This window comes from Actinomadura darangshiensis (assembly GCF_004349235.1).
In the GTDB taxonomy this organism is placed as follows: domain Bacteria; phylum Actinomycetota; class Actinomycetes; order Streptosporangiales; family Streptosporangiaceae; genus Spirillospora; species Spirillospora darangshiensis.
The window spans coordinates 1-22,726 of record NZ_SMKY01000093.1 but is presented as its reverse complement, the minus strand read 5'-3'; the positions used below and the strand labels follow the sequence as shown (position 1 = coordinate 22,726).

Genomic DNA, 22,726 nt, shown 5'->3' with positions numbered 1-22,726 from the left:
GACTAACATTCCGGACCGGGCCCGGTTACCGATCAGTACGGGACGCCAGGCGGGACGGGCCCGGCAGGAAGATCCGCGCTGTCCGGGACCGTGCCCTAATGTGCCGAGTGCCCGGGCAGGACCCGGTTCGCGTGGCAGAATGTCACCCGCCGTGGAGCGCGGCGGGTCGGCCGGAGGGAGGTGCGGCGGCGTGTCCGATGCCGGTCGACGCCGTCCGGCGCGTGCCCGACCGGCCCTGGCGCCGCACCGGCTAGGCGCCAGGACGACCGCGGTCCTCGCCGTCCTCACCCTCGGCGCCGCCGTGGCCGTCCCGGCGGCGATGATCTCCGGCGGGCCGCGGCAGCTCACGGTGCGCGGCGCCGCGGCCGGGTCGCTGCGGGGCGCGCCGACCGACCAGATCCGCTCCCGCGAGTGGCACCTGGACGTCCTGCGCGCCCAGAAGGCGTGGCGGTACTCGCGGGGGCGCGGCGTCACCGTCGCGGTCCTCGACACCGGCGTCGACAAGCGGCACCCCGACCTCACCGGACGCGTGATCACCGGGCCCGACCTGACCGGCGGGCTGCGCCGCCCCGGCAGCCGCTACTGGGGCCTGCACGGGACGTCGATGGCCAGCATCATCGCCGGTCACGGCCATGGTCCCGGGCTCACGCAGGGGATGATGGGCGTCGCGCCGCTCAGCAACGTCCTGTCCGTCCGCGTCACGCTGGAGAACGACGACCCGCTGCGGCGCGACAACGGGCAGCAGGCCGGCGCCGGCGACCGCGACGCCGTCGCGCAGGGCATCCGGTACGCCGTCGACCACGGCGCAGGCATCATCAACATGTCCCTCGGCGGCGGGCGGCAGTCCTACAACGGCACCCCGTCCCAGGAGAAGGCGATCAGGTACGCGCTCGGCAAGGGCGTCGTGCTGATCGCCTCGGCGGGCAACGACGGCTCCGGCGCCAACCGCAAGAACTTCCCCGCCGCCTACCCGGGCGTGATCGCCGTCGGGGCGCTCGACCGCAGGCTGCGGCTCTGGAAGGACAGCAACCGGCGCTCGGGCGCCGCCGTGTGCGCGCCCGGCGTCGAGGTCGTCAGCGCCGACGCCAGCAACGGCTACGTCGTCGGGACGGGCACGAGCGCCTCGTCCGCGATGGTCGCCGGGGTCGCCGCGCTCGTCCGCTCCCGCTACCCGAGGCTCAGCCCGGAGGAGGTCAGGCGGGCGCTCGTCCAGGGCTCGCCGGCCCGCGCCGGCCACCCGACCGGCTCCACCGAGTGCCGCGGGACGGTGGACGCGGTGCGCACCCTCGTCGCCGCCAACAAGATCAACAAGACGTCCAGCGGGCCGGTGGAGACACCGCCGCCGCCGTCCGCGACGCCGGAGCCCGTCGCGCAGTCGCCCGTCCGCGACTCCGGCTTCCTGCTCCCGCTCGTCCTCGGCGGCGGCGGGCTGCTGGTCCTGGTCGGGCTGATCCTCGGCTGGCGGCAGCGGCGCCGCCCCGAGGAGGAACCCGGCGACACCGACGCCGTCTCCGACTACGGGCTGCCGTCCCCGTCGCCCGCGCCGCGCGAGCCCGCGCCCGCCATCCCGACCGGGACGTACACGCCGGTCGCCGCACCGGTGTCCGCACCGGTCAACGCGCCGCTCTTCCAGAACAACGAGGTGTACCAGGGGCCGCCCTTCGGCGAGGACGTCCCGGCGCAGGACGAGCCGCTCTGGCCGCAGCCCGATTCCGGGTGGGAGCAGCAGCCGCCCGTCCCCATCGAGCCCAAGCCGCAGCTGATGGCGAGCGAGCTGCGCCCGTTCGTGCCCGGCGAGTTCACCGCCAACGGCACGGCGAACGGCCACGGGAACGGGACGCGGAACGGACACGACGCCCTCAACGGCAACGACCCCCTGAACGGCAACGACCCCCTCAAGGGGAACGACGCCCTCAACGGCAACAACGGCCACGACGGCAATGGCAACGGCAGCGGTCACAACGGGAACGCGCGGGCCGAGCCGCCCGCGTTGGACGACGCCGACTGGGAGTCGTTCCGCCGCGACGCCCTCGACCTGCCGGACGTCGATGACGGCGGCACCGCGCCCTTCTCCGCGGTGTCCCCGGAACCGCCGGACGAGCCGGCGCCCCCGCCCGTACCTCCCCTGGAGGAGCCGCCGGCCGGCGTGTTCCCCCCACCGGAACCCGCCGACCCGGCGCCGCCGGACGGGCCCCTCCCGCCGCTGTACCAGGACGACGAGCCGCGCGGACGCCACTCCCGTCCCGCCGACGACGAGGACTACCGGCCGCCCTGGTGGTGAGCGCGCGGTGGTGAGCGCGCGGTGGTGAGCGCGCGGTGGTGAGCGCGCGGTGATGGCGGTACTCCGGCGGGCGTAGCGCGGGTGTCTCCGCCGGGCCGATGCAGGGCCCCGTACCGGTCGCCGAGCATCGACTTATCCGAACCACAGGAAGGTCGATGAACCATGTTGACGACGTTGGCGACGCAGGTGACGGCACTGGGCCCCGGCCACTGGCACGACGGGGACGCCCCCGCGTTCTGGCCGGTCTTCCCCATCACGTTCGGCCTGTTCTGGCTGGCCGTGCTGGCCACCGCGTTCTACTTCATCCGCCGCCGGATGAACTCGGGCGCCGCGGCGGCCGCGGCGGCGGCCGACCCGATGGCCAAGGCGCGGTCGGTCCTCGCCGAGCGGTTCGCCCGCGGCGAGATCGACGAGGACGAGTACCTGATGCGCATGTCCGCCCTCCGCAACGGAGGCTGACCCGCGGAGGCCCCGCGAAGAACGGCGGAACGCGCCGGCCGGATGCCCTTGCCGAGACACGGCGAGGGCATCCGGCCGGCGCTTCCGATCTCGGCGGCGGGCCGCCGTCAGTCGGCGGCGGCCTCCTCGAAGATGCGGCCGATGCCGTCCGGGTACATGGGCGCCCGGACGGCGGCGTCGGCGAAGCGGGTGAGGAGCCGGGCGAAGTCGGCCCGCTCCCGCGCCGACCAGCCGGTCATCAGCTCGTCGAGGTAGGCGCGGCGGAACCGGTCGGAGACCTGCTTGACGCGCCGTCCGGCGTCGGTCAACCCGAGGTTGGCGCGGCGCGCGTCCACGGGGGACGGGCGCCTGGTCACCAGCCCCGCGTCGATGGCGTGCCCGACGAGCCGGCTCGCGGTGGACGGGTCGATCTCCAGGCGCTCCGCGACCGCGCCCACGGTGACCTCGTCCGCGCTCTCGGCGGCGGTGAGGGCGGCGACCGCGTTCACCACCATGAGGTTCGACAGTTGCAGGGGGCGCCCGTCCGCGCAGGTGGACGTCTGGGCGCGTACCCGCTTCACGAGATCCGGCTTGGCCCAGACGCGGCGCAGGTGGAACAGCGCGGTCGCGATCTCGGACAGGTCGGGATCGGGTTCGGGAAGGCTCCCGTCCCGGGGCGCGTCCGGCTCGGCTGGCCGTCCCGTGGCGGAGGTCTCCGTCGCCATGCAAGGTCTCCGTTCCGTGCTCGCCGTTCCGGACGGCCGGATGTCGCGAATCTCTCACTCTAACGCATGTAGCGTGCATATTTTGAGGCACCACCGGGACGGTCGTTCTCACTGAGACACACGGCGCGAAAGAGCCCCAGGTGAACGGGGATGTGATGCACTGAACCACCGGCGTCCGTTCACCGGGAACCGCCGGAACTTGTCGGCCCGGACGCGTAGCATGGCACCCGCCCGAACCCGGACGACCCGGGATCAGTAACCACAGAGGGGACCTGATGCGAGCGGCGAACGCCCCCGGTGATCCCCGCGGCGACGTCCCCCGGCAGGACAGAGCCATGGACGACGAACCCCCACGACCCCCGGCCGAGCCGGCCGACCAAGACGACGAGGGAGGGGCCGACGACGTCGCCTTCCGCGCCGGCCGGCTCTCCGAGCGCGACCGCGAGATCCTCGCCTTCGAACGGCAGTGGTGGAAGTACGCCGGTGCCAAGGAGCAGGCGATCCGCGAGCTGTTCGACATGTCGGCGACGCGGTACTACCAGCTGCTCAACATCCTGATCGACCGGCCCGAGTCGCTGGAGTGCGACCCCATGCTGGTCAAGCGCCTGCGCCGGATGCGGTCACAGCGGCAACGCAGCCGCGCCGCGCGCCGCCTCGGCATCCGGCCCTGACCTGGCCAACACTGGTCGGGTGAACTCTCCCCACGTTGCGACGGCCGCCGGCTCCGGCGGCCTGGACGCCATCCGCGAGAACCCGGCCGGGGCCGTGCTCGGCTTCGACTTCGACGGCACGCTGGCGCCGATCGTCGCCGACCCCGCCTCGGCGCGGGCCCATCCGGGCGCCGCCCCGGCGCTGGCCCGGCTGGCGCCGCTGGTCGGCGCGCTGCTGATCGTCACCGGCCGGCCCGCCGCCGTGGCCGTCGAGTACGGCGGCTTCGACGGGATCGACGGGCTGGTCGTCCTCGGCCAGTACGGGCTGGAGCGCTGGGAGTCCGGCGTGCTGACCGAGCCGGAGCCGCTGCCGGGCGTCGCCGAGGCCCGCGCGAAGCTGCCCGGCGTCCTCGCCGCGGCGGGCGCCCCGCCGGAGACGTTCGTCGAGGACAAGGGGCAGGCGCTCGCCGTCCACACCCGGCGGTGCGCCGAACCCGAGGTCGCGCTCGAACGGCTGCGCAGCCTCATCGCCGCGCTCGCCGAACGCACCGGCCTCGCCGTGGAGCCCGGGCGGCTCGTCCTCGAACTGCGTCCGCCCGGCATGGACAAGGGCAAGGCGCTGCGCTCGTTCATCGACGACCGCGGCGCGCTTCCGTCGGCCGTGCTGTTCGCGGGGGACGACCTGGGCGACCTGGCCGCGTTCGACGCAGTCGAGTCGCTGCGCGCGCGGGGCGTGCCCGGCGTGCTGGTGTGCAGCGGATCGGCGGAGGTGACCGCGCTCGCCGAGCGGGCGGACGTGGTGGTCGACGGCCCCGCCGGGGTGGTCTCCCTTCTCGACGCTCTCGCGGAGTCCCTTTCCTGACCGTTCCCTTGTGACCGACCGGTCGTTTTAGCGTCGGAGTGATAAGAGTCGCAGTCGGCCTTATCGTATTCCGCGAGACTCCGGGGGTGCGTGTGGACCCCGAGTCCAATTGCGCCAAAATATGGTGGATTGCGGTAAGTGTGGCTTCACGGGGGAGTCACACGAACGACATGGGGAGGCTAGACGGTGGACACGGAACCGGGACTTCCGCGCCGTCCAGGCGAGATCAGGCACACGCCTTCCCAAGGCATCCCACGGGCGACACCCAGGGAGGGGACGCCCGTCCAGCCCTCGGGCGCCCCCATCCCGCCGGGCGCCCCGACCAACCCCATCGTCCACGCACCTCCGGCCCCACAAGCGCCGGACGGCCAGGGGACGCCGGTGGGCCAGGGGACGCCGGTGGGCCAGGGGATGCCGGAGGGCCAGCGGGCGCCGGAGGGGCAGCGGGCGCCAGAAGGGCAGCGGACGAGCACGCAGACGAACGGCCCACAGGCGGGTGCCCAAGGGGCGGAGCTCCCGCGCCGCCGCGCACCGGGCGAATACGCGTCGAGCGCGTCGGGGGCGGCCGGCAACGGGCCGCCGCGCGTCTGGGGGACGCCGCCCGCGTCGCCTGTCGGGGGCGCGGAGTGGACCGCCGTCCCCGAGGCGCAGGACGCCTACTCCGAGCCGGAGGAGCGTTCGGCCACGACGGGGCCGATGGGCGTCCGGGAGACCAGCGGCGTGCGGGTGCGGCTCGGGCCGCGGGAGCACGAGCGGGAGCACCCGGTCGTGCGCCGGCGCGCGGGGCGCCGCAGCGGGCTCGTCGCAGCGGGCGTCCTCGTGCTGGCCGGGCTGGTCACGATCGGGCTCGTGCTGACGCCCGGTTCCGGGGACGAGGGCGGGGCGGACGCGTCGCCCGCCGCCGGGGAGCAGCGGCCGCAGGCGGCCACCGGCCTGCCGTCCGCGGGCTCGCCCATCACGGTCGGCACCGCCGACGGCTCCAAGTACCGCATCGCCGCGGTGACGTCCGGGATCAGTGACGGCGTGGTGACGACGTCCCAGTCGCCGCCGTCCGGGACGTCGTTCCCCTACATCGAGTACATCCTCAGCAACCCGACGAGCAAGAAGGTCCTGCTCGACTTCCCCGGCGACGTGTTCGTGAGGCGCGCACTCATCACGCCGGACGCGCAGGGACGCTGCATGCCGCAGGCAGGCGTCCCCGAGGAGATGTGCACGCCGCCGACCAAGAGCCAGGTCGTGCGGCGCCTCGCGGGCGCGGCGCTGGTCCCGGGGGAAGGCGGCGACAAGTACCTTCCGCCGGGCGGCGCGTTCCTGGTCCGGGCCACGGTCGACGTCCCCGTCGACCGGAACGTCAAGCGGTCCGACGTGGGCCTGTACGTGTGGAAGCAGCTCTACATGGCCGACCAGCTCGCCAAGCAGGCGCCCTTCCCCAACGGAAAGTGAAACCGCCGTGGCCTGAATCGGCCACGGCGGTCCCGGTCGTCCCGTCCGCGGTTCACTCTGCTTCGGGGTCGTCGGCGAGGATTCCGTAGAGGCGGCGGCGGGCGTCGTTGACGACGTCCAGGGCGCGCGCCTTCTGCGTCTCGCTGCCGACGGCCATCACCTGCTGGAGGGCGCCCATCAGCTGGCCGATGGCCTCCCGTCCGCGCAGGACGTTCTCGCCGGCGGCCTCGGTGACCTCGTCCCAGGGGGCGGTGGTCTGCGCCGACGCCTCCTCGCGGCCCGCGTCGGTGAGGGAGAAGAGCCGCTTGCCGCCCTCCTCCTCGCTGCTGACCAGGCCCTCGTCCTCCAGCATCTGGAGGGTCGGGTAGACCGAGCCGGGGCTCGGCCGCCAGACGCCGCCGGTGCGGCCGTCCAGCTCCTGGATCATCTCGTAGCCGTGCATCGGCCGCTCGGCGAGCAGGGCGAGCAGGGCGGCGCGGACGTTGCCGCGCCGGGTCCGCCGCCCGCGTCCACCGCGTCCGCGATGGCCGGGGCCGGGACCGAACCCGGGTCCCCATGGTCCGCCGAACGGGTCGCCGCGGCGCTCGCGGTCCTGGGGTCCCCGGAGGTCCTGGGGCCCTCGGAAGCCGCCGCGCCTTCTCATCGTGTGCTCGTGCATCGCAGTCTCCTTTACTAGTGATCGGTTGCGATGCATTAACGATATATCGGAAACATGTCGCGTTGCAACCCCTCCTCTACGGACGGCGCAGCCGGGGGATCAGCGGGGCGACGCGTTCCAGCTGGTCACGCAGTGAGGGAAGGCCCGTGGCACCCAGCCGCAGGACGAGATGCCGGGCACCGGCGGAGGTGTACTCGGCCAGCCGGGCGGCCACCTGCTCCGCCGTCCCCGTGGCGATGGCCTGGATCTTCGCCACCTCGTCCAGCGGAAGCCCGTAGTTGGACAGGCAGAACTCCTCCAGCGTGCGGCGTCCGGCCTCTGGGTCGTCCGCTATGAGGACGGACGCGAACATGGCCGGCGTCACCGCATCGTGCGAACGCCCCGCCTCCTTGGTCGCGCGATGGAGATCGGCCAGGCAGGTTCCGTAGTCCGCCGGGTCGGGCGGATAGGGGAGCCATCCGTCGTACATACGCCCTGCACGGGCCAGAGCGGCCGGCGTGATACCGGCCAGCCAGATGGGAGGCCCACCGGCGCGGAATGGTGCCGTGCTACGCGGTAGGCCGTCGAATCGCAGAATCTCCCCGTGGAACGACGTCTTCCCAGGGTCGTTCCAGAGTTGACGCCAGAGGGAGACGGTCTCGTCCAGGCGTGCGAAGCGCCGCGGCCACGGAACCTCGGACAGCTCGTACAGCGGTCGGCCGAAATGTCCCGGGAAGCCCGCGCCGACCGTCACCGTCAGACGTCCGCCGGAGAGGAGGTCGAGTGAGGCGAGCGCCTGGGCCGCCTGCACAGGACGGCGTAGGACGGCCATGAGCGCGGCCGTCCCGAGCGTGACGCGCTCGGTCACGGGAGCGGCGGCGGCCAGCATGGTCAGCGCCTCGATGCGCGGTTCGGCGATCCCGTCGTTGACCCAGACGGAGTCGAACCCGAGGCGCTCGGCCTGGACGGCGAAGCCGGCGAGCTCCCGCGGATCGGCATCGCCCCACTGGGCCTTGCCGATCGGCAGGAGCACGCCGACGCTGATGTCATCGGTCATGCGCCGCATCGTGCGCGGCGGCCCCGGAGCGCGGCAATTCCCTCCGGGGAGTGGCCGCGACTACGGGCCGGTGACCTTCAGGTTGTCGAGGATGTCCTTGGTGGCGTTCCGGTTGTCGGTCTCCTTGACCCGGATCCACAGGCCGAACTTGCCGGCCTTGTCCTTCAGCCCGACCTCGGTGACCGACGGCGTGCCGACCTTGCAGGCGGTGAAGCGGGTGATCGTCCCGCTGAGGGCGCCGTCCGGCGTGGTGTAGTTCTCCGGCGCCGCCTTCGTGCACCGCGAGTGGACGGACGCGGTCGGCGGCGGCAGCTTGCCCGGACGCACGTCCGTGGTCACGCCGATGAACACCCCCGGCCCCTTGCCGTCGCCCAGGAACGCGGCCTTGTCGGGCGTCGCGCGCAGCACCGGCCGGGGCTGCGGGTCACTGAGGTTGACGCTGGACGGCGGCCACGTTTGCTCCTGCTGCTTCGGCCAGGCCTTCGGCGCCGCCGCCTTGATCTTGCCGGCGTCGTCGGAGATCGCCGCGAAGTCCGCCGGGATCGCCGGCTTCTTCTTCTTGTCGTCCTTCTTGTCGCCGCCGGAGAACAGGAACCCGAGCGTCAGCCCGCCGATCAGCGCGACGACCAGCACGACCACCGTGATGATCAGCGGCGTGACGAACTTCTTGGACGCCCTGCCCTGGCGGCTCCCCGGGGCCTGGCCGGGCCCCGGAGGCTGGCCGGGGCCGGGGGGCTGGAACCCGGTGGGCGGCGGCGCGTAAGGCTGCTGCCCGCCCTGCCCCATCGGCGGAGCGCCGTTCTGCGGGGGCGGCTGCGTCGGGAACACGGCCGTCTTGTTGTCGCCCGGCGCCTGCGGCGGCGGGCCCTGGTAGGCGATCGTCCGGTCGTTGTCGTTGTCGTTGTCCGGCGCGGTGGGACCCTCGGTCTGCCCGAACGGTTTCGGCGGGTCCACGACCGTGGACTCGGCGTTGTCCGCGGGCCCCGGCGGAAGCCGCATCTCGGACGTGTGGACGTCGTCCCCCAGAGGCTGGTCGAGCCGCGTCCGCATCTCCGGCGGGACGCCCTGAGCCGGTGCGGGGCCCTGGGCCGGGCCGGGCTGCGGCGGCGCCTGCGTGCCGTCGCGGTAGAAGTCCTGGACGGTCGCGTCCGCGTCGATCTGCGGGGCCGCCGGCGCGTACGCGGGGACGTCCGGCACGGACGTCGGACGCAGCGTGGACAGCGCCTCGGCGAACGCCTCCGCGGTCGGCCACCGGTTCTCCCGCTCGACCTCCAGCGCCCGCATGATCACCTGGTCGTGCGCCGGGGACACGCCCTCGCGCAGCTCGCTCGGCGGCTTCTTCACCGGCGCCGGCCCGGGGGCGCGTCCGGCGAGCATGTGGTAGGTCAGCGCGCCGAGGCCGTACACGTCCGCGCGGACGTCCAGCCCGCCGCCGAAACGCGCCTGCTCAGGCGACATGTACCCGGGCGTGCCGACCGGCAGCGTGAACGCCCCGGAGGCGTGCGCGAGGGCCTTGGCGAGGCCGAGGTCGGCGATGAGGAGCTTCTCGCCGCCGTCCGCCGTCGACTGGAACAGCACGTTGGACGGCTTGAGGTCGCGGTGGATCACGCCCAGCGTGTTGATCACCTCGACGCCATAGGCGATCTGCTCGGCGAGCGCCACCGCCTCGGTGACCGGAAGTGGCCGTTCGCGCATCCGGTCGCCGAGGGTTCCGAGGTCGGCGTACGGCATGACGAAGTAGGGACGGCCGTCGGGCAGCTCACCGATGTCGTGGACGCGCACCAGCCGCTCGGAGTCGGCGCGGCGTAGAATCCGGGCCTCCTCCAGGAACCGGTTGCGCACGTCCAGATCGTCGATCAGGCTGCCGTTCAGCACCTTTATGGCCACCTGGGACTCCAGGGCGTCGTCGTGACCCAGCCATACAGAGGCGAACGCCCCCGAACCCAGGACGCGATCGATCCGGTAACGGCCTACTGAAGGTGGGAAAGACACTCCCGTATCATCCCAACAACGGGGTGAGCGCGCGAACGAGCATTGAGGCGGCATGGCATTCGACGAGAGGACCGAGGAGCTGGCGGTCAAGGCCGCGCAGGGCGACCAGGGCGCCCTGAACGAGCTTCTCCGCAGGATCGAGCCGGACGTGCTGCGGCACGCTTCCCGGTTCCTGCCCTGCCGGCAGGACGCAGAGGAGGCCTGCCAGGACGCGCTGCTCCAGGTGGCGCGCAACATCCACCGGTTCGAGGGCCGGTCGCGGTTCAGCACCTGGCTGCACGTCGTCGTCGCGAACTCGGCCCGCTCCACCTACCGGTCGCTGAAGCGGCGCTCGGTCGAGCAGGCCGGCGAGCTCCCGCAGCAGCGCCCCGACCCGCGCCGCACCAGCGTCATCGCCGGGTCCCGCGTCGACATCCTCGACGCCATGGAGGACCTGGAGTCCCGCAAGCCCGACCTCATCCAGGCCCTCGTCCTGCGGGACGTCTCCCAGCTGGAGTACGCGGAGATCGCCGAGCAGCTCAAGCTCCCGCTCGGCACCGTCAAGTCCCGCATCCACGAGGCGCGCAAGCAAGTCAGGCAGACGCTCGGCGAGTCCTACACCTGACGCCGGGCCCCCCGCCCGTCAAAGGTCGGTCATCGGGCGGCAACGGTGCGTCCAGAACCGGGGCCGTGAGCTGGGCGTCTGCAGCACCATGCGTGCATGTCGACTGCACCGGCCGCCCGCCACGACCGTCCGATCTTCGTCCTCGGCTGCCCCCGCTCGGGGACGACGCTGCTGCGGCTGATGCTCCACTCGCACCCCCGCGTCGCGATCCCGGCGGAGACGAGGTTCGTCCTGCCCGCGTATACGGCACGGTGCGACTTCGGTGACCTGCGGGAGAGTAAGAACAGGCGGGCGCTCGCCGAGTGGATCACGGGCGACCGGTCCACCAAGGTCCAGGCGCTCGGCATGGACGCCGCCGAGCTCGTCGAGGAGATCGTCGACGGGCCGCCCACACTCGGGTCGGCGCTCGGCATCGTGTTCCGCGCCTACGCCCGCTCGCACGGCAAGGAGCGCTGGGGGGACAAGCGCCCGAGCTACTCCCAGCACGTCGGGACGCTGCTGCGGATGTTCCCCGACGCCCAGTTCGTCCACCTCGTCCGGGACGGCCGGGACTGCGTCGCGTCGCTGCTGGAGATGCCCTGGTTCGACGGCGACGTCCACCACGCCGTCTCCGCCTGGCGGGAGACGATCGACCGCGGCCGCCGGCTCGCCGAGCGACTCGGCCCCGACACCTATTACGAGCTGCAGTACGAGCGCCTCGTCGCCGACGCCACCGACGAGCTGACCCGGCTGTGCGGGTTCCTCGGCGAGGACTTCGACCCGGCGATGACGCACCCGGAGGGGCTGGCGAAGCAGACCGTCCCGTCCCGGAAGAAGTGGCACGGACGGACCCACGAGGCCGTCACCACGAACCGCGTCGGGTCCTGGGCGGAACGGCTCGACCCCTGGGAGATCAGCCTGGCCGAGGCCGCGTTCGGCGAGCGCCTCGCCGAGTACGGCTACGAGCCGAGCGGCCTCCCGAAGCCGCCCGCGGCCCAGCTCGCCCGCTTCACCCGGACCGCCGCGCACCGCCGCATGGCGCAGAGCAAGGCCGCCCTGCGCGAGCGCTGGAAGCACCACCACGAACCGAACCCGGTGGAGTGCCTGCTGACCGCCGAGCACTCCGCCACCGCGGCCGGCTAGTCGAGCGCCGCGAGCTGGTCGGCGAACCACCGTTGCGGGGGGAGCGCCGTCGCGGCGGCGGCGAGGCGGGCGCAGCTCTCGGCGCGCCTGGCGCGGGGCATGAGCAGGGCCTGGTGCAGGGTCTCCGCGGTCTGCGACACGTCGTAGGGGTTGACCATCAGCGCGTCCTCGGACAGCTCGGCCGCCGCGCCCGCCTCCCTCGACAGCACCAGCGCGCAGCCCTGCCGCGACAGGACGGGCCCCTCCTTCGCGACGAGGTTCATCCCGTCGCGGATCGGGTTGACGAGCAGGACGTCCGCCAGGCCGTAGGCGGCGAGGGAACGCGGATAGTCGTCGTTCACCTGCAGGATCAGCGGATCCCAGTCGGCCGTGCCGAACTCGTCGGAGATCTGCTTGGCCATCCGCTGGACGGCCGCCGTGTACTCCCGGTACTCGGGCAGGTCGTAGCGGGACGGGTAGGCGAACGCCAGGTGCACCACACGTCCGCGCCACTCGGGATGGTTGACGAGCATCTCCCGGTAGGCGGCGAGGCCGCGCACGATGTTCTTCGACAGTTCCGTACGGTCGACCCGGACGATGAGCTGACGGTCGCCCACCTGCTCGCGCAGCGCGCGCGCCCGCTCGGCGACGTCCAGCTCGGCGGCACGCTGGCGCAACGCCGTCCCGTCGACACCGAGGCCATGCACGCCCACGTGTGTGGTGTGCCCCGAACACGTGACGGTACGGGTGGTGCGGTCGACGCGTGCGCCCGGTAGGAGTTCGCAGCAGTCGAGGAACGCCGACGCCCATCGCTCTGTGAGGAACCCAGCGTGGTCTGCGCCGAGGATGCCGAGGAGGATCTGCGTACCGATGTCGTCTGGGAGCAGCCTGAAGTACTCGGGCGGCGCCCAAGGCGTGTGCGAGAAATGGACGATTCTCAGGTCGGGACGACGGTCGCGCAGCATCCGCGGAGCCAGCGACAGGTGGTAGTCCTGGATCGCCGCCTTCGCGCCCTGCGCGGCGTCTCGTGCCAGGGCGTCCGCGAAGGCCGCGTTGTACGCCTCGTAGGACTGCCAGTCGCGGCGGGCGCGGGCATCGAAATGCGGGCTGCGCGGGGTGTCGTACAAGAGATGGTGGACGAACCACAGCGTCGAGTTCGCGACCGCGTTGTACGCACGGTGGAACGTGGCCGCCGGGATGTCGAGCATCCGCACCGCCGCACCACCGGTCTCGTAGCCCGCGAGGTCTATGCGGCCGTCGGGTGAGCGGCGAGCGGCCGTGCGGTCGGCCTCACCCAGGCTCGCGCACACCCACAGCACGCCCGGGGCTTCGCCGGACGGCTCCGAACCCCTCGTGGCCAGACGCGGCGGACCGGGGTCGCGCGGGGCGCCGGTGACGGCGGCGAGGCCCGACACCAGCCCGCCGCCCCCGCGCCGCATGGCGAGCTCCCCGTCCTCCGACAGCGAGAACGAGACCGGGCCCCGGTTCGATGCCACCAGCACTTGGCTCATACCGGCAGGGTCTCAGTTGTGGCCGAGGCGCTTCAAAGTGACTCGCGTGGTCGGTGTCACCGCGATTCCCATCCGGTTAGCCGCGGGCGTGTCGGGTAACCGGTCGGAATGAGCAGGTCCGAGACAACGAAGACCGTGCTCGTCGCCGGTGCCGCTAACTTCATCCTTGCCATCGCGAAGCTGATCGCCGGCCTGCTGGCCGGGTCCAGCGCGATGCTCGCGGAGAGCGCGCATTCCGTGGCGGACACCATCAACCAAGGCTTCCTCTTCACCTCGCTGGGACGCAGCGAACGGCCCCCCGACCGGCGCCACCCCTTCGGCTACGGCAACGAGCGGTACGTCTGGTCGCTGCTCGCCGCGTTCGGGATCTTCGTGGCCGGCGCCGGATTCTCGATCTTCGAGGGCCTCCTGACCATGACCGGCCACGGCGGCGGCGGTTCCACGGTGTGGCTCGCCTACGCCGTCCTCGGCCTCGGCGCGCTGCTGGAGGGGACGTCCTGGATCCGCGCCTACTACCAGGCCCGCAAGGAGACCCGCGACAACGGCCGCGACATCGTCGACCACGTTCGCACGTCACCCGACCTGACCTTCAAGACCGCCCTGTTCGAGGACACCGCCGCGATGATCGGGCTCGCGATCGCCGCCGGCGGGCTGGTCATGCGGCAGATCACCGGGTCGGAGTTCTGGGACGGGCTCGCGTCCGTCCTCATCGGCCTGCTGCTCGTCTTCCTCGCGGGCTGGATCGGCAAGGAGAGCATGGGGCTGCTCATCGGCCGGGCCGCCGACCCGGCCGCGCAGCGGACGATCCGCGCGGAGATCCTCGCCTCGCCCGGCGTGACCGGCGTCGACGAGCTGCTCACCATGCACTTCGGCCCCGAGCAGATCCTCGTCGCCGCCAAGGTCAACTTCTCCGACGACATCAGCGCCGACCGGGCCGAGGACGTCGCCGGGGAGATCGACCGGCGGCTTCGCGAGCGGCTCCCGATCGTCCGGCACGTGTTCCTGGACCCCACCCAGCGGGCCGCCCCCGGCGTGATCAAGAACTCGTCCGGGTAACGTCTCAATCGATGGACCCGGCTGTCTCGCATCCGGTCAGTTCATGTAAAGTCACGCATACGAGCTCAAACCGCTCGTGGTTCTCACAACTTAATACTGCTCATCCAGAGGGGTGGAGGGACCGGCCCTGCGAAGCCCCGGCAACCACCCGGCTATGGTGCGCTCGCGATCCTGCGAGGCCGGCCGGGAGATGGTGCCAACTCCGGCCTGCGACCAAGGTGGCGCAGGGAAGATGGGGAGAAAGGCCTCGCCCACATGGCACTCACGCCTGCCACAGACCTCGGACCCGCTACCGCCCTCGTCTGCCGCGAATGCGGATCGTCCCGCGACCTCGGGCCGTTCTACGCCTGCGAGGAGTGTTTCGGCCCCCTGGAGATCGCCTACGACTTCACGGGCGTCACCCGGGACTCCATCGAGGCCGGGCCGCGCAACATCTGGCGGTACCGCGGGCTGCTGCCCGTCCCGTCCAGCGTGGCGGACACGCCCAACACCGAGCCCGGCCTGACCCGCCTCGTCCGCGCCGACAACCTCGCCGAGAGCCTCGGCCTGCAGAGCCTGTGGGTGAAGGACGACAGCGGCAACCCGACCCACTCGTTCAAGGACCGCGTCGTCGCCGTCGCGCTCGCCGCCGCCCGCGAACTCGGCTTCAAGGTGCTGGCCTGCCCGTCCACCGGGAACCTCGCCAACGCCGTCGCCGCCGCGGCGGCCCGCGCGGGCATCCGCAGCGCGGTGTTCGTCCCGTCCGACCTGGAGTCGCAGAAGATCATCACGACGGCCGTCTACGGCGGGACGTTCGTGACGGTCGACGGCAACTACGACGACGTCAACCGGCTCGCCTCGGAGATCGCCGGCGAGCAGGAGGACTGGGCGTTCGTCAACGTCAACGTCCGGCCCTACTACGCCGAGGGCTCCAAGACGCTCGGCTACGAGATCGCCGAGCAGCTCGGCTGGCGGCTGCCGGACCAGATCGTCGTCCCGGTCGCGTCCGGCTCCCAGCTCACCAAGATCGACAAGGCGTTCCAGGAGCTGATCAAGCTCGGCCTGGTCGGCGACAAGCCCTACCGCGTCTTCGGCGCCCAGGCCGCCGGCTGCGACCCCGTCGCCGCCGCGTACAAGGCCGGGCACGACGTCATCCGCCCGGTGAAGCCCGACACGATCGCCAAGTCCCTCGCGATCGGCAACCCCGCCGACGGCCCCTACGTCCTGGACGTCGCCCGCCGCACGAACGGCGCCGTCGAGGACGTCACCGACACCGAGGTGGTCGAGGGCATCCGCCTCCTCGCCCGCACCGAGGGCATCTTCGGCGAGACCGCCGGCGGCGTCACCGTCGCGACCCTCCGCAAGCTCATCGAGGGCGGCACCCTCGACCCGTCCGCCGAAACCGTGATCATCAACTCGGGGGACGGGCTGAAGACCCTGGACGCCGTCGCGCCCGTCGTCGCGCCGTCCGCGAACATCGCCCCGTCCCTGGAAGCGTTCCGCGCCGCGGGCCTCGCCTGAAAAGGAGCACCATGAGCAGCGTGTCCGTCCGTATCCCGACGATCCTGCGGACCTACACCGGCGGCGAGTCAGAGGTGAAGGCCGAGGGCGCCACCCTGCGCGCCGTCGTCGCCGACCTGGAGGCCAGCTACGCCGGCATCTCCGCCCGCATCCTGGACGACGCGGGCAAGATCCGCCGGTTCGTCAACGTCTACGTCGGCGACGAGGACGTCCGCTTCGCCGAGGGCCTCGACACCGCGACCCCGGCAGGCGCCCAGATCTCCATCATCCCCGCCGTGGCCGGCGGCTGACGCGCAGGGCCCGGCTCCGGCCGGGCCCTGCCCACCCTTCCCCGGTGTCTGTTTCGCCCGGCTCATCCGTCGACGGCGCGCAGCGCCCTATGATCATCAAGATGACGAATCGGGCGTTGTGGCGTTGGCTCGGAGCCCTGGCGCCCGCCCTCACCGGTTTGTACATCCTCGGCTTCTGGGGCATGTCCGCCCTGGAGGCCCGCGCCGACCGCGCCCGCGAGTACGACTGCCTCCACGACCGTGCCGCCGCGCACTGGAGCCACGGCTACGGCGCCTGGCTCCCCATCAGCGTCCTGGCGGCCGCCGTCCTGGCCCTGGTCCTCGCCATCGCCGTCCTGGCGGGAGGCTCACGCTCCCCCCTCTGGGCGCGCCTCCTCTGCGCCTTCGCAGCCCTGTTCGCCGTCCCCGGACTCCTCCTGGCCACCCTGCTCACCCACGACTACTACGCCTTCCCAGGCGGCGACATCTCCACCGTCAGCGGCGCCCCCTGCGGCGTCGGCTGACCGCCACCGCCGTTGACACATGCCGAAGTTCGTCGTCTCCCGGCACGTTGGAAGAAGGTCGCCTGTTCGCGGTGAACGTGGCGGTCGCCCGTTCGAAGGTCCCGCTACTGGTCAGGGCGGGACGGATGGGCGGGGGAGACATCGGGCCCGGGGATGTTCGGCGCTTGCACTCGACGGGGTAGAGTGCTAAACAAACGGTTGGCACTCTGCTGTGGAGAGTGACAACTTCACACAGTCTGGGATCGGGGCGATGAGGCTTCAGTCCGGCGGCGGAATGGCAGTCGTCGGCGGGGGCCGTCCGTCGCGGGCGTCGGCTCGATCCGTCTAAGCCACCTTGTTCCGGGAGGACTGGAGCCTATGGCTGCAAAGATGATCGCGTTCGACGAGGAGGCCCGCCGCGGTCTCGAGCGCGGCATGAACCAGCTCGCCGACGCCGTGAAGGTGACCCTTGGTCCCAAGGGCCGCAACGTCGTGCTGGAGAAGAAGTGGGGCGCTCCCACGATCACCAACGACGGTGTGTCGATCGCCAAGGAGATCGAGCTCGAGGACCCGTGGGAGAAGATCGGCGCGGAGCTCGTCAAGGAAGTAGCCAAGAAGACCGACGACGTCGCGGGTGACGGTACGACCACCGCCACCGTGCTGGCCCAGGCGCTGGTGCGCGAGGGTCTGCGCAACGTGGCGGCCGGTGCGAACCCGATGTCGCTGAAGCGCGGCATCGAGTCCGCGGTCGAGCGGGTCAGCGAGGAGCTGTCCAAGCTCGCCAAGGACGTGGAGACCAAGGAGCAGATCGCCTCCACGGCGTCCATCTCCGCCGGCGACCCGCAGATCGGCGAGATGATCGCCGAGGCGATGGACAAGGTCGGCAAGGAAGGCGTCATCACGGTCGAGGAGAGCCAGACCTTCGGTCTGGAGCTCGAGCTGACCGAGGGGATGCGCTTCGACAAGGGCTACATCTCGCACTACTTCGTGACCGACCCCGAGCGGATGGAAGCGGTCCTCGAGGACCCGTACATCCTGATCGTTCAGGGCAAGGCGTCGGCCAACAAGGACCTGCTGCCCGTCCTTGAGGGCGTCATGCAGTCCGGCAAGCCGCTGCTGATCATCGCGGAGGACGTCGAGGGCGAGGCCCTGGCCACCCTGGTCGTCAACAAGATCCGCGGGATCTTCAAGTCCGTCGCCGTGAAGGCGCCGGGCTTCGGCGACCGCCGCAAGGCCATGCTGGGCGACATCGCCACGCTGACCGGCGGCCAGGTCATCAGCGAGGACGTGGGTCTCAAGCTGGAGAACACCACGTCCGACATGCTGGGCCGCGCCCGCAAGGTCGTCATCACCAAGGACGAGACCACCATCGTGGACGGCGCCGGTGACGCCAACGAGATCGCGGGCCGGGTCAACCAGATCCGCACCGAGATCGACAACACCGACTCCGACTACGACCGCGAGAAGCTCCAGGAGCGCCTGGCCAAGCTCGCGGGCGGTGTCGCGGTCATCAAGGCCGGCGCCGCGACGGAGGTCGAGCTCAAGGAGCGCAAGCACCGCATCGAGGACGCCGTCCGCAACGCCAAGGCGGCCGTCGAGGAGGGCATCGTCCCCGGCGGTGGCGTGGCGCTGCTGCAGGCCGGCACCAAGGCGTTCGACAAGCTGGAGCTCGCGGGCGACGAGGCCACCGGTGCCAACATCGTCAAGCGCGCTCTGGAGGAGCCGCTGAAGCAGATCGCCGTCAACGCCGGCCTTGAGGGCGGCGTCGTGGTGGAGCGGGTCCGCAACCTCACCCCGGGTGAGGGACTGAACGCCGCCACCGGCGAGTACACCAACATGTTCGAGTCGGGGATCCTCGACCCGGCCAAGGTGACCCGGTCCGCGCTGCAGAACGCCTCGTCGATCGCCGCGCTGTTCCTGACCACCGAGGCCGTCATCGCCGAGAAGCCGGAGAAGAACCCGGCCCCGGCCGGTGACCCGTCCGGCGGCATGGGCGGCATGGACTTCTGAGCAGGTCCGTAATCCGCGGTTCCACCAGCGGATGAGAGGGGCGGTTCCTTCGGGGGCCGCCCCTTTCGCCGTCCGCGGTCAGAGCGCCGCCCGGCCGGGATCGGTGCGGGGGGATGGCCTCTCCGGCAGAAGAGTGTTTCCCGGACGGCCGCGTTGGCCCGCGCGAGTGCAGGTCAACCGGCTGAGGATGGGTGCCCGAGGGATGCGGTGAGGGTGGCCGAACGCGGAAAGTGCTTCCCCTGCGGGCCTGTGGCTTGGCAGGATCGCGGGGTTGGACGGAGCGCCTTAGCCGTTGCGGGCGTCGTACAGGTGAACAGTGAAGCGGTCCGCGGATGCGGCCGATGAGGCAGGAGACCACGTGAGCGAAGTGTTCAGCTCCCCGGTGCTCAGGGTCGAACAGCCGCGCAGGGGACCGTTCGCCAAGTCGCGGTACAAGGTGCTGGACGGTGACGGAGTCGTCCTCGCCATCGCGGCCCCGACGGACGAGCAGGGGGAAGCCCTGGCCATGCGGGGCCTGTTCCCCGGCAAGTCGAACCTCGATGCGCGGGCCGTCCTGCTGACGACGCCGGACGGCGAGCCGCTGCTCATCGTCGACAAGCAGAGCGGATGGGAGTACACCGAGGTATTCCAGCCCGACGGTGAACGCGTCGGCTCGTTCGTGACGGAGCGGGCCGGCCGCCGCTACGTGATCTACGACGATGACGGCACGCTGATCGGCGCGGTCGAGGTGGACGTGCCGCGCAACAACTTCGAGGTGACGGACGCCGACGGCGTGAAGGTGGCGCACGTCCGGAAGAAGTGGGCGGGACTCGCCACGCACCTGCTGACGACGGCCGACAAGTACGCCGTCGACATCTCCGACCCCGTCCGGGAACCGCTGCGCACGATGGTGGTCATGACGGCGATCGCCATGGACATGAGCCTCCACGAGGCCAAGGAGATCACCTGACCGTGCCGGGCCCCGGAAAGGGGACTTCCCGAGGCCCGCGAGGCGAGGTACGGTCCGTTCGTGCAGGCCATGTCCGGGCGTTCGAGCAGCTGGTGGATATCGCCGGCCATCCCGACGATCGCGAACTGCGCGCTGGCCGCCCTCTGGTTCTTCTCCGCCTTCGGCGGCTGGGGCGACACCGCCTTCTGCGGTGAGGCCGACCGGTACGACCCGGGATGCGGCGCGGGCTTCGACGACGCCGTGCGGTTCTCCGTGCCGGTGGCCGTGATCGCCGCGGCCGTAGCCGTGGCCGCGTGGGCGATGCCCGGAGTCAGGCGCAGGCCCGACCGGCTGGACGCGCTCCTTACCGCGGCGGCCTTCGCCTGGGTCCTGGCCGAAGGAGTTCTCTTCGTCGGCGGGTATCTGGCCAAGCCGTGAGCGCCGCCGCCGGCCCGCGTTGCCAAAAAGAGACATTGGCGGCCTGGAATGCGTTGTTCGAGTGGTTCGGGTGGGACGTATCCGGGCAAAACCCAAGGTCGGACGGGTGTCGAAGCCGCCTCCGGCCGACTGCGACACCGATCCGGCGACATTGATGTGTGCGAGCCGGTTTGACGTTCCCTCTCCTTGGGCATACTGTTCACTTCGCCCCACGGGAGTGCGGGACGCCTAACGGCGGCCGGCCCAGGGGAACCATCTACGATCCAGCTGACGCGACATCGTCGCGCCCGTTGCGTTGTGGTGGGTCGGGAAAGGTTCGAGTTTGACAATCGGGCCGGATCTGATGAAATAGCTCCACCGCCCGGAAGGTGCCGCGAAAGCGACACTGAAAAGGCGTATCGGAGAAGCCCGGAAATTGACAAGCCGGGCGGAACCGATAAAGTAAAGCGAGTCGCCCCGGAGCGGGAAACGCGAAAGCGAATCCAGCGCGGTGGGTGTCCGTTTCTTGAGAACTCAACAGCGTGTTAAAAGCCAGTGCCTTTATCGGCTCGGCCTCTTTTGGGCCGGGTCGCCCCGTGCCGCCCCTGTTGGGGGTGGTGGGGATTTCTTTGAGGCAACACGACCCCTCGTTGTGGGGGGTTGTTTGTCAGGATTGTTTCCGAGGTTTGGTCGGCTGGGGTTCGCCCCCTGGTTGGTCGTTTGGCCTTAATGGAGAGTTTGATCCTGGCTCAGGACGAACGCTGGCGGCGTGCTTAACACATGCAAGTCGAGCGGAAAGGCCCCTTCGGGGGTACTCGAGCGGCGAACGGGTGAGTAACACGTGAGCAACCTGCCCCTGACTTTGGGATAAGCCTGGGAAACTGGGTCTAATACCGGATATGACGCGCTCTCGCATGGGGGTGTGTGGAAAGTTTTTCGGTCAGGGTTGGGCTCGCGGCCTATCAGCTTGTTGGTGGGGTGATGGCCTACCAAGGCGACGACGGGTAACCGGCCTGAGAGGGCGACCGGTCACACTGGGACTGAGACACGGCCCAGACTCCTACGGGAGGCAGCAGTGGGGAATATTGCGCAATGGGCGGAAGCCTGACGCAGCGACGCCGCGTGGGGGATGACGGCCTTCGGGTTGTAAACCTCTTTCAGCAGGGACGAAGCTAACGTGACGGTACCTGCAGAAGAAGCGCCGGCTAACTACGTGCCAGCAGCCGCGGTAATACGTAGGGCGCAAGCGTTGTCCGGAATTATTGGGCGTAAAGAGCTCGTAGGCGGTTTGTTGCGTCTGTCGTGAAAGCCCACGGCTTAACCGTGGGTCTGCGGTGGATACGGGCAGACTAGAGGCAGGTAGGGGAGAATGGAATTCCCGGTGTAGCGGTGAAATGCGCAGATATCGGGAGGAACACCGGTGGCGAAGGCGGTTCTCTGGGCCTGTACTGACGCTGAGGAGCGAAAGCGTGGGGAGCGAACAGGATTAGATACCCTGGTAGTCCACGCCGTAAACGTTGGGCGCTAGGTGTGGGGTTCTTCCACGGATTCCGCGCCGTAGCTAACGCATTAAGCGCCCCGCCTGGGGAGTACGGCCGCAAGGCTAAAACTCAAAGGAATTGACGGGGGCCCGCACAAGCGGCGGAGCATGTTGCTTAATTCGACGCAACGCGAAGAACCTTACCAAGGCTTGACATTGCCGGAAAACTCGCAGAGATGCGGGGTCCTTTTTGGGCCGGTGACAGGTGGTGCATGGCTGTCGTCAGCTCGTGTCGTGAGATGTTGGGTTAAGTCCCGCAACGAGCGCAACCCTCGTTCCATGTTGCCAGCACATTGTGGTGGGGACTCATGGGAGACCGCCGGGGTCAACTCGGAGGAAGGTGGGGATGACGTCAAGTCATCATGCCCCTTATGTCTTGGGCTGCAAACATGCTACAATGGCCGGTACAGAGGGCTGCGATACCGTGAGGTGGAGCGAATCCCTTAAAGCCGGTCTCAGTTCGGATCGAAGTCTGCAACTCGACTTCGTGAAGTCGGAGTCGCTAGTAATCGCAGATCAGCAACGCTGCGGTGAATACGTTCCCGGGCCTTGTACACACCGCCCGTCACGTCACGAAAGTCGGCAACACCCGAAGCCCGTGGCCCAACCCTTGTGGGGGGAGCGGTCGAAGGTGGGGCCGGCGATTGGGACGAAGTCGTAACAAGGTAGCCGTACCGGAAGGTGCGGCTGGATCACCTCCTTTCTAAGGAGCAAACAACTGGCCGGGGCTGCTTCCACGGAAGAGCCCAGGTCGGTGGCCACCAGTGACGGCGCATGTTCGTCAGGTGGCTGCTCATGGATGTGGAGCACTGGCTACTCAGCTCACCGCTCGTGTGAGCCGGCAAGTACCGCCCCAGGGCAACCTGGGGTGGGGAACGGCGGCGTCGGGTGGGTGGCGGGTTGGACACGCTGTTGGGTCCTGAGGAAACGGGCGGTTTGCCTGGTGGCCTCGGACTGCGGGACCTGGACCGCATCTCCTGACGGGGGTGCGGTTCTGGTGGGCCCGGTTGTTTTTTGAGAACTGCACAGTGGACGCGAGCATCTCTGGCGAGGATGCGGTCTTTGGATCGTGTTCTTGTCTGCGATTTGTTTTGATCGTTTTGTGTGTTCAAGTTTTTTAGGGCATACGGTGGATGCCTTGGCATCAGGAGCCGATGAAGGACGTGGGAGCCTGCGATATGCCTCGGGGAGTCGGCAACCAG

Annotated in this window: 19 protein-coding genes, 2 rRNA genes and 1 riboswitch; of the genes, 16 read left to right on the top strand and 5 right to left on the bottom strand. The window is 70.4% G+C overall.

Annotated features, from left to right (window positions below):
* Positions 1–190: 190 nt before the first annotated feature.
* Both E1293_RS20945 and E1293_RS48660 read left to right on the top strand, forming a co-directional pair.
* Entirely contained in the window at positions 191–2,281 is a 2,091-nt protein-coding gene (locus E1293_RS20945; RefSeq protein ID WP_165978328.1) for a S8 family peptidase, read from the top strand.
* A gap of 162 nt (positions 2,282–2,443) precedes the next feature.
* Positions 2,444–2,740 (top strand): SHOCT domain-containing protein, encoded by a 297-nt coding sequence (locus tag E1293_RS48660; protein ID WP_207938990.1) that lies wholly within the window; start codon positions 2,444–2,446, stop codon positions 2,738–2,740.
* A gap of 107 nt (positions 2,741–2,847) precedes the next feature.
* On the opposite strand, the gene E1293_RS20935 is transcribed toward E1293_RS48660, so the two are convergent.
* Positions 2,848–3,444, bottom strand: coding sequence for a MarR family winged helix-turn-helix transcriptional regulator (locus E1293_RS20935; RefSeq protein ID WP_132199135.1), 597 nt, complete (start codon positions 3,442–3,444; stop codon positions 2,848–2,850).
* Positions 3,445–3,779: 335 nt separating this feature from the next.
* Between E1293_RS20935 and E1293_RS20930 the strand changes: the two genes are divergently transcribed.
* The 3 genes from E1293_RS20930 to E1293_RS20920 all read left to right on the top strand — a co-directional run bounded on the left by E1293_RS20930 (position 3,780) and on the right by E1293_RS20920 (position 6,399).
* Positions 3,780–4,115, top strand: coding sequence for a DUF3263 domain-containing protein (locus E1293_RS20930; RefSeq protein WP_132199144.1), 336 nt, complete (start codon positions 3,780–3,782; stop codon positions 4,113–4,115).
* Positions 4,116–4,134: 19 nt separating this feature from the next.
* The gene (otsB, locus tag E1293_RS20925) at positions 4,135–4,956 is read left to right on the top strand and encodes a trehalose-phosphatase (protein ID WP_132199134.1); all 822 of its coding nucleotides are present in this window, start codon (positions 4,135–4,137) and stop codon (positions 4,954–4,956) included.
* A gap of 381 nt (positions 4,957–5,337) precedes the next feature.
* Complete coding sequence (locus E1293_RS20920) at positions 5,338–6,399, top strand: hypothetical protein (RefSeq protein WP_132199133.1); 1,062 nt, start codon at positions 5,338–5,340, stop codon at positions 6,397–6,399.
* A 52-nt stretch (positions 6,400–6,451) separates the two neighbouring features.
* On the opposite strand, the gene E1293_RS20915 is transcribed toward E1293_RS20920, so the two are convergent.
* The 3 genes from E1293_RS20915 to E1293_RS20905 form a co-directional block, all read right to left on the bottom strand.
* Complete coding sequence (locus E1293_RS20915; protein WP_132199132.1) at positions 6,452–7,057, bottom strand: PadR family transcriptional regulator; 606 nt, start codon at positions 7,055–7,057, stop codon at positions 6,452–6,454.
* A gap of 76 nt (positions 7,058–7,133) precedes the next feature.
* Positions 7,134–8,093, bottom strand: coding sequence for an LLM class flavin-dependent oxidoreductase (locus E1293_RS20910; RefSeq protein WP_207938989.1), 960 nt, complete (start codon positions 8,091–8,093; stop codon positions 7,134–7,136).
* 60 nt (positions 8,094–8,153) lie between these two features.
* Positions 8,154–10,139: a serine/threonine-protein kinase gene (locus E1293_RS20905; RefSeq protein ID WP_132199130.1), complete on the bottom strand. Its 1,986-nt coding sequence runs from the start codon at positions 10,137–10,139 to the stop codon at positions 8,154–8,156.
* Between E1293_RS20905 and E1293_RS20900 the strand changes: the two genes are divergently transcribed.
* Both E1293_RS20900 and E1293_RS20895 read left to right on the top strand, forming a co-directional pair.
* Positions 10,138–10,689, top strand: a complete 552-nt coding sequence (locus E1293_RS20900) for an RNA polymerase sigma factor (protein ID WP_132199129.1) — start codon at positions 10,138–10,140, stop codon at positions 10,687–10,689. The two genes, E1293_RS20905 and E1293_RS20900, sit on opposite strands and share 2 nt — an antisense overlap.
* 96 nt (positions 10,690–10,785) lie before the next feature.
* Entirely contained in the window at positions 10,786–11,811 is a 1,026-nt protein-coding gene (locus E1293_RS20895) for a sulfotransferase family protein (protein ID WP_132199128.1), read from the top strand.
* Here E1293_RS20895 and E1293_RS20890 read toward each other — a convergent pair.
* The gene (locus E1293_RS20890; protein ID WP_132199127.1) at positions 11,808–13,301 is read right to left on the bottom strand and encodes an alpha,alpha-trehalose-phosphate synthase (UDP-forming); all 1,494 of its coding nucleotides are present in this window, start codon (positions 13,299–13,301) and stop codon (positions 11,808–11,810) included. The genes E1293_RS20895 and E1293_RS20890 overlap by 4 nt on opposite strands.
* A gap of 108 nt (positions 13,302–13,409) precedes the next feature.
* On the opposite strand from E1293_RS20890, the gene E1293_RS20885 reads away from it, so the two are divergent.
* The 9 genes from E1293_RS20885 to E1293_RS20845 all read left to right on the top strand — a co-directional run.
* Positions 13,410–14,357, top strand: coding sequence for a cation diffusion facilitator family transporter (locus E1293_RS20885; protein ID WP_132199126.1), 948 nt, complete (start codon positions 13,410–13,412; stop codon positions 14,355–14,357).
* Positions 14,358–14,454: 97 nt separating this feature from the next.
* Positions 14,455–14,596, top strand: a riboswitch (SAM riboswitch).
* Between the two features lie 16 nt (positions 14,597–14,612).
* The gene (gene thrC, locus E1293_RS20880) at positions 14,613–15,857 is read left to right on the top strand and encodes a threonine synthase (RefSeq protein WP_132199125.1); all 1,245 of its coding nucleotides are present in this window, start codon (positions 14,613–14,615) and stop codon (positions 15,855–15,857) included.
* A gap of 11 nt (positions 15,858–15,868) precedes the next feature.
* On the top strand, positions 15,869–16,147 hold the full coding sequence (locus E1293_RS20875) for a MoaD/ThiS family protein (RefSeq protein WP_132199124.1): 279 nt from the start codon (positions 15,869–15,871) through the stop codon (positions 16,145–16,147).
* Between the two features lie 101 nt (positions 16,148–16,248).
* Positions 16,249–16,650 (top strand): hypothetical protein, encoded by a 402-nt coding sequence (locus tag E1293_RS20870; RefSeq protein ID WP_132199123.1) that lies wholly within the window; start codon positions 16,249–16,251, stop codon positions 16,648–16,650.
* A gap of 357 nt (positions 16,651–17,007) precedes the next feature.
* Complete coding sequence (groL, locus tag E1293_RS20865; protein WP_132199122.1) at positions 17,008–18,639, top strand: chaperonin GroEL; 1,632 nt, start codon at positions 17,008–17,010, stop codon at positions 18,637–18,639.
* A gap of 358 nt (positions 18,640–18,997) precedes the next feature.
* Positions 18,998–19,588 carry an LURP-one-related family protein gene (locus tag E1293_RS20860; protein WP_132199121.1) on the top strand — a complete coding sequence of 197 codons (591 nt, stop codon included), beginning with the start codon at positions 18,998–19,000 and terminating at the stop codon, positions 19,586–19,588.
* A 60-nt stretch (positions 19,589–19,648) separates the two neighbouring features.
* A complete protein-coding gene (locus tag E1293_RS20855; RefSeq protein ID WP_132199120.1) occupies positions 19,649–20,005 on the top strand; it encodes a hypothetical protein in 357 nt (118 codons plus the stop codon).
* 705 nt (positions 20,006–20,710) lie between these two features.
* A 16S ribosomal RNA gene (locus E1293_RS20850) occupies positions 20,711–22,227 on the top strand.
* Between the two features lie 403 nt (positions 22,228–22,630).
* A 23S ribosomal RNA gene (locus E1293_RS20845) occupies positions 22,631–22,726 on the top strand; the annotation flags it as partial.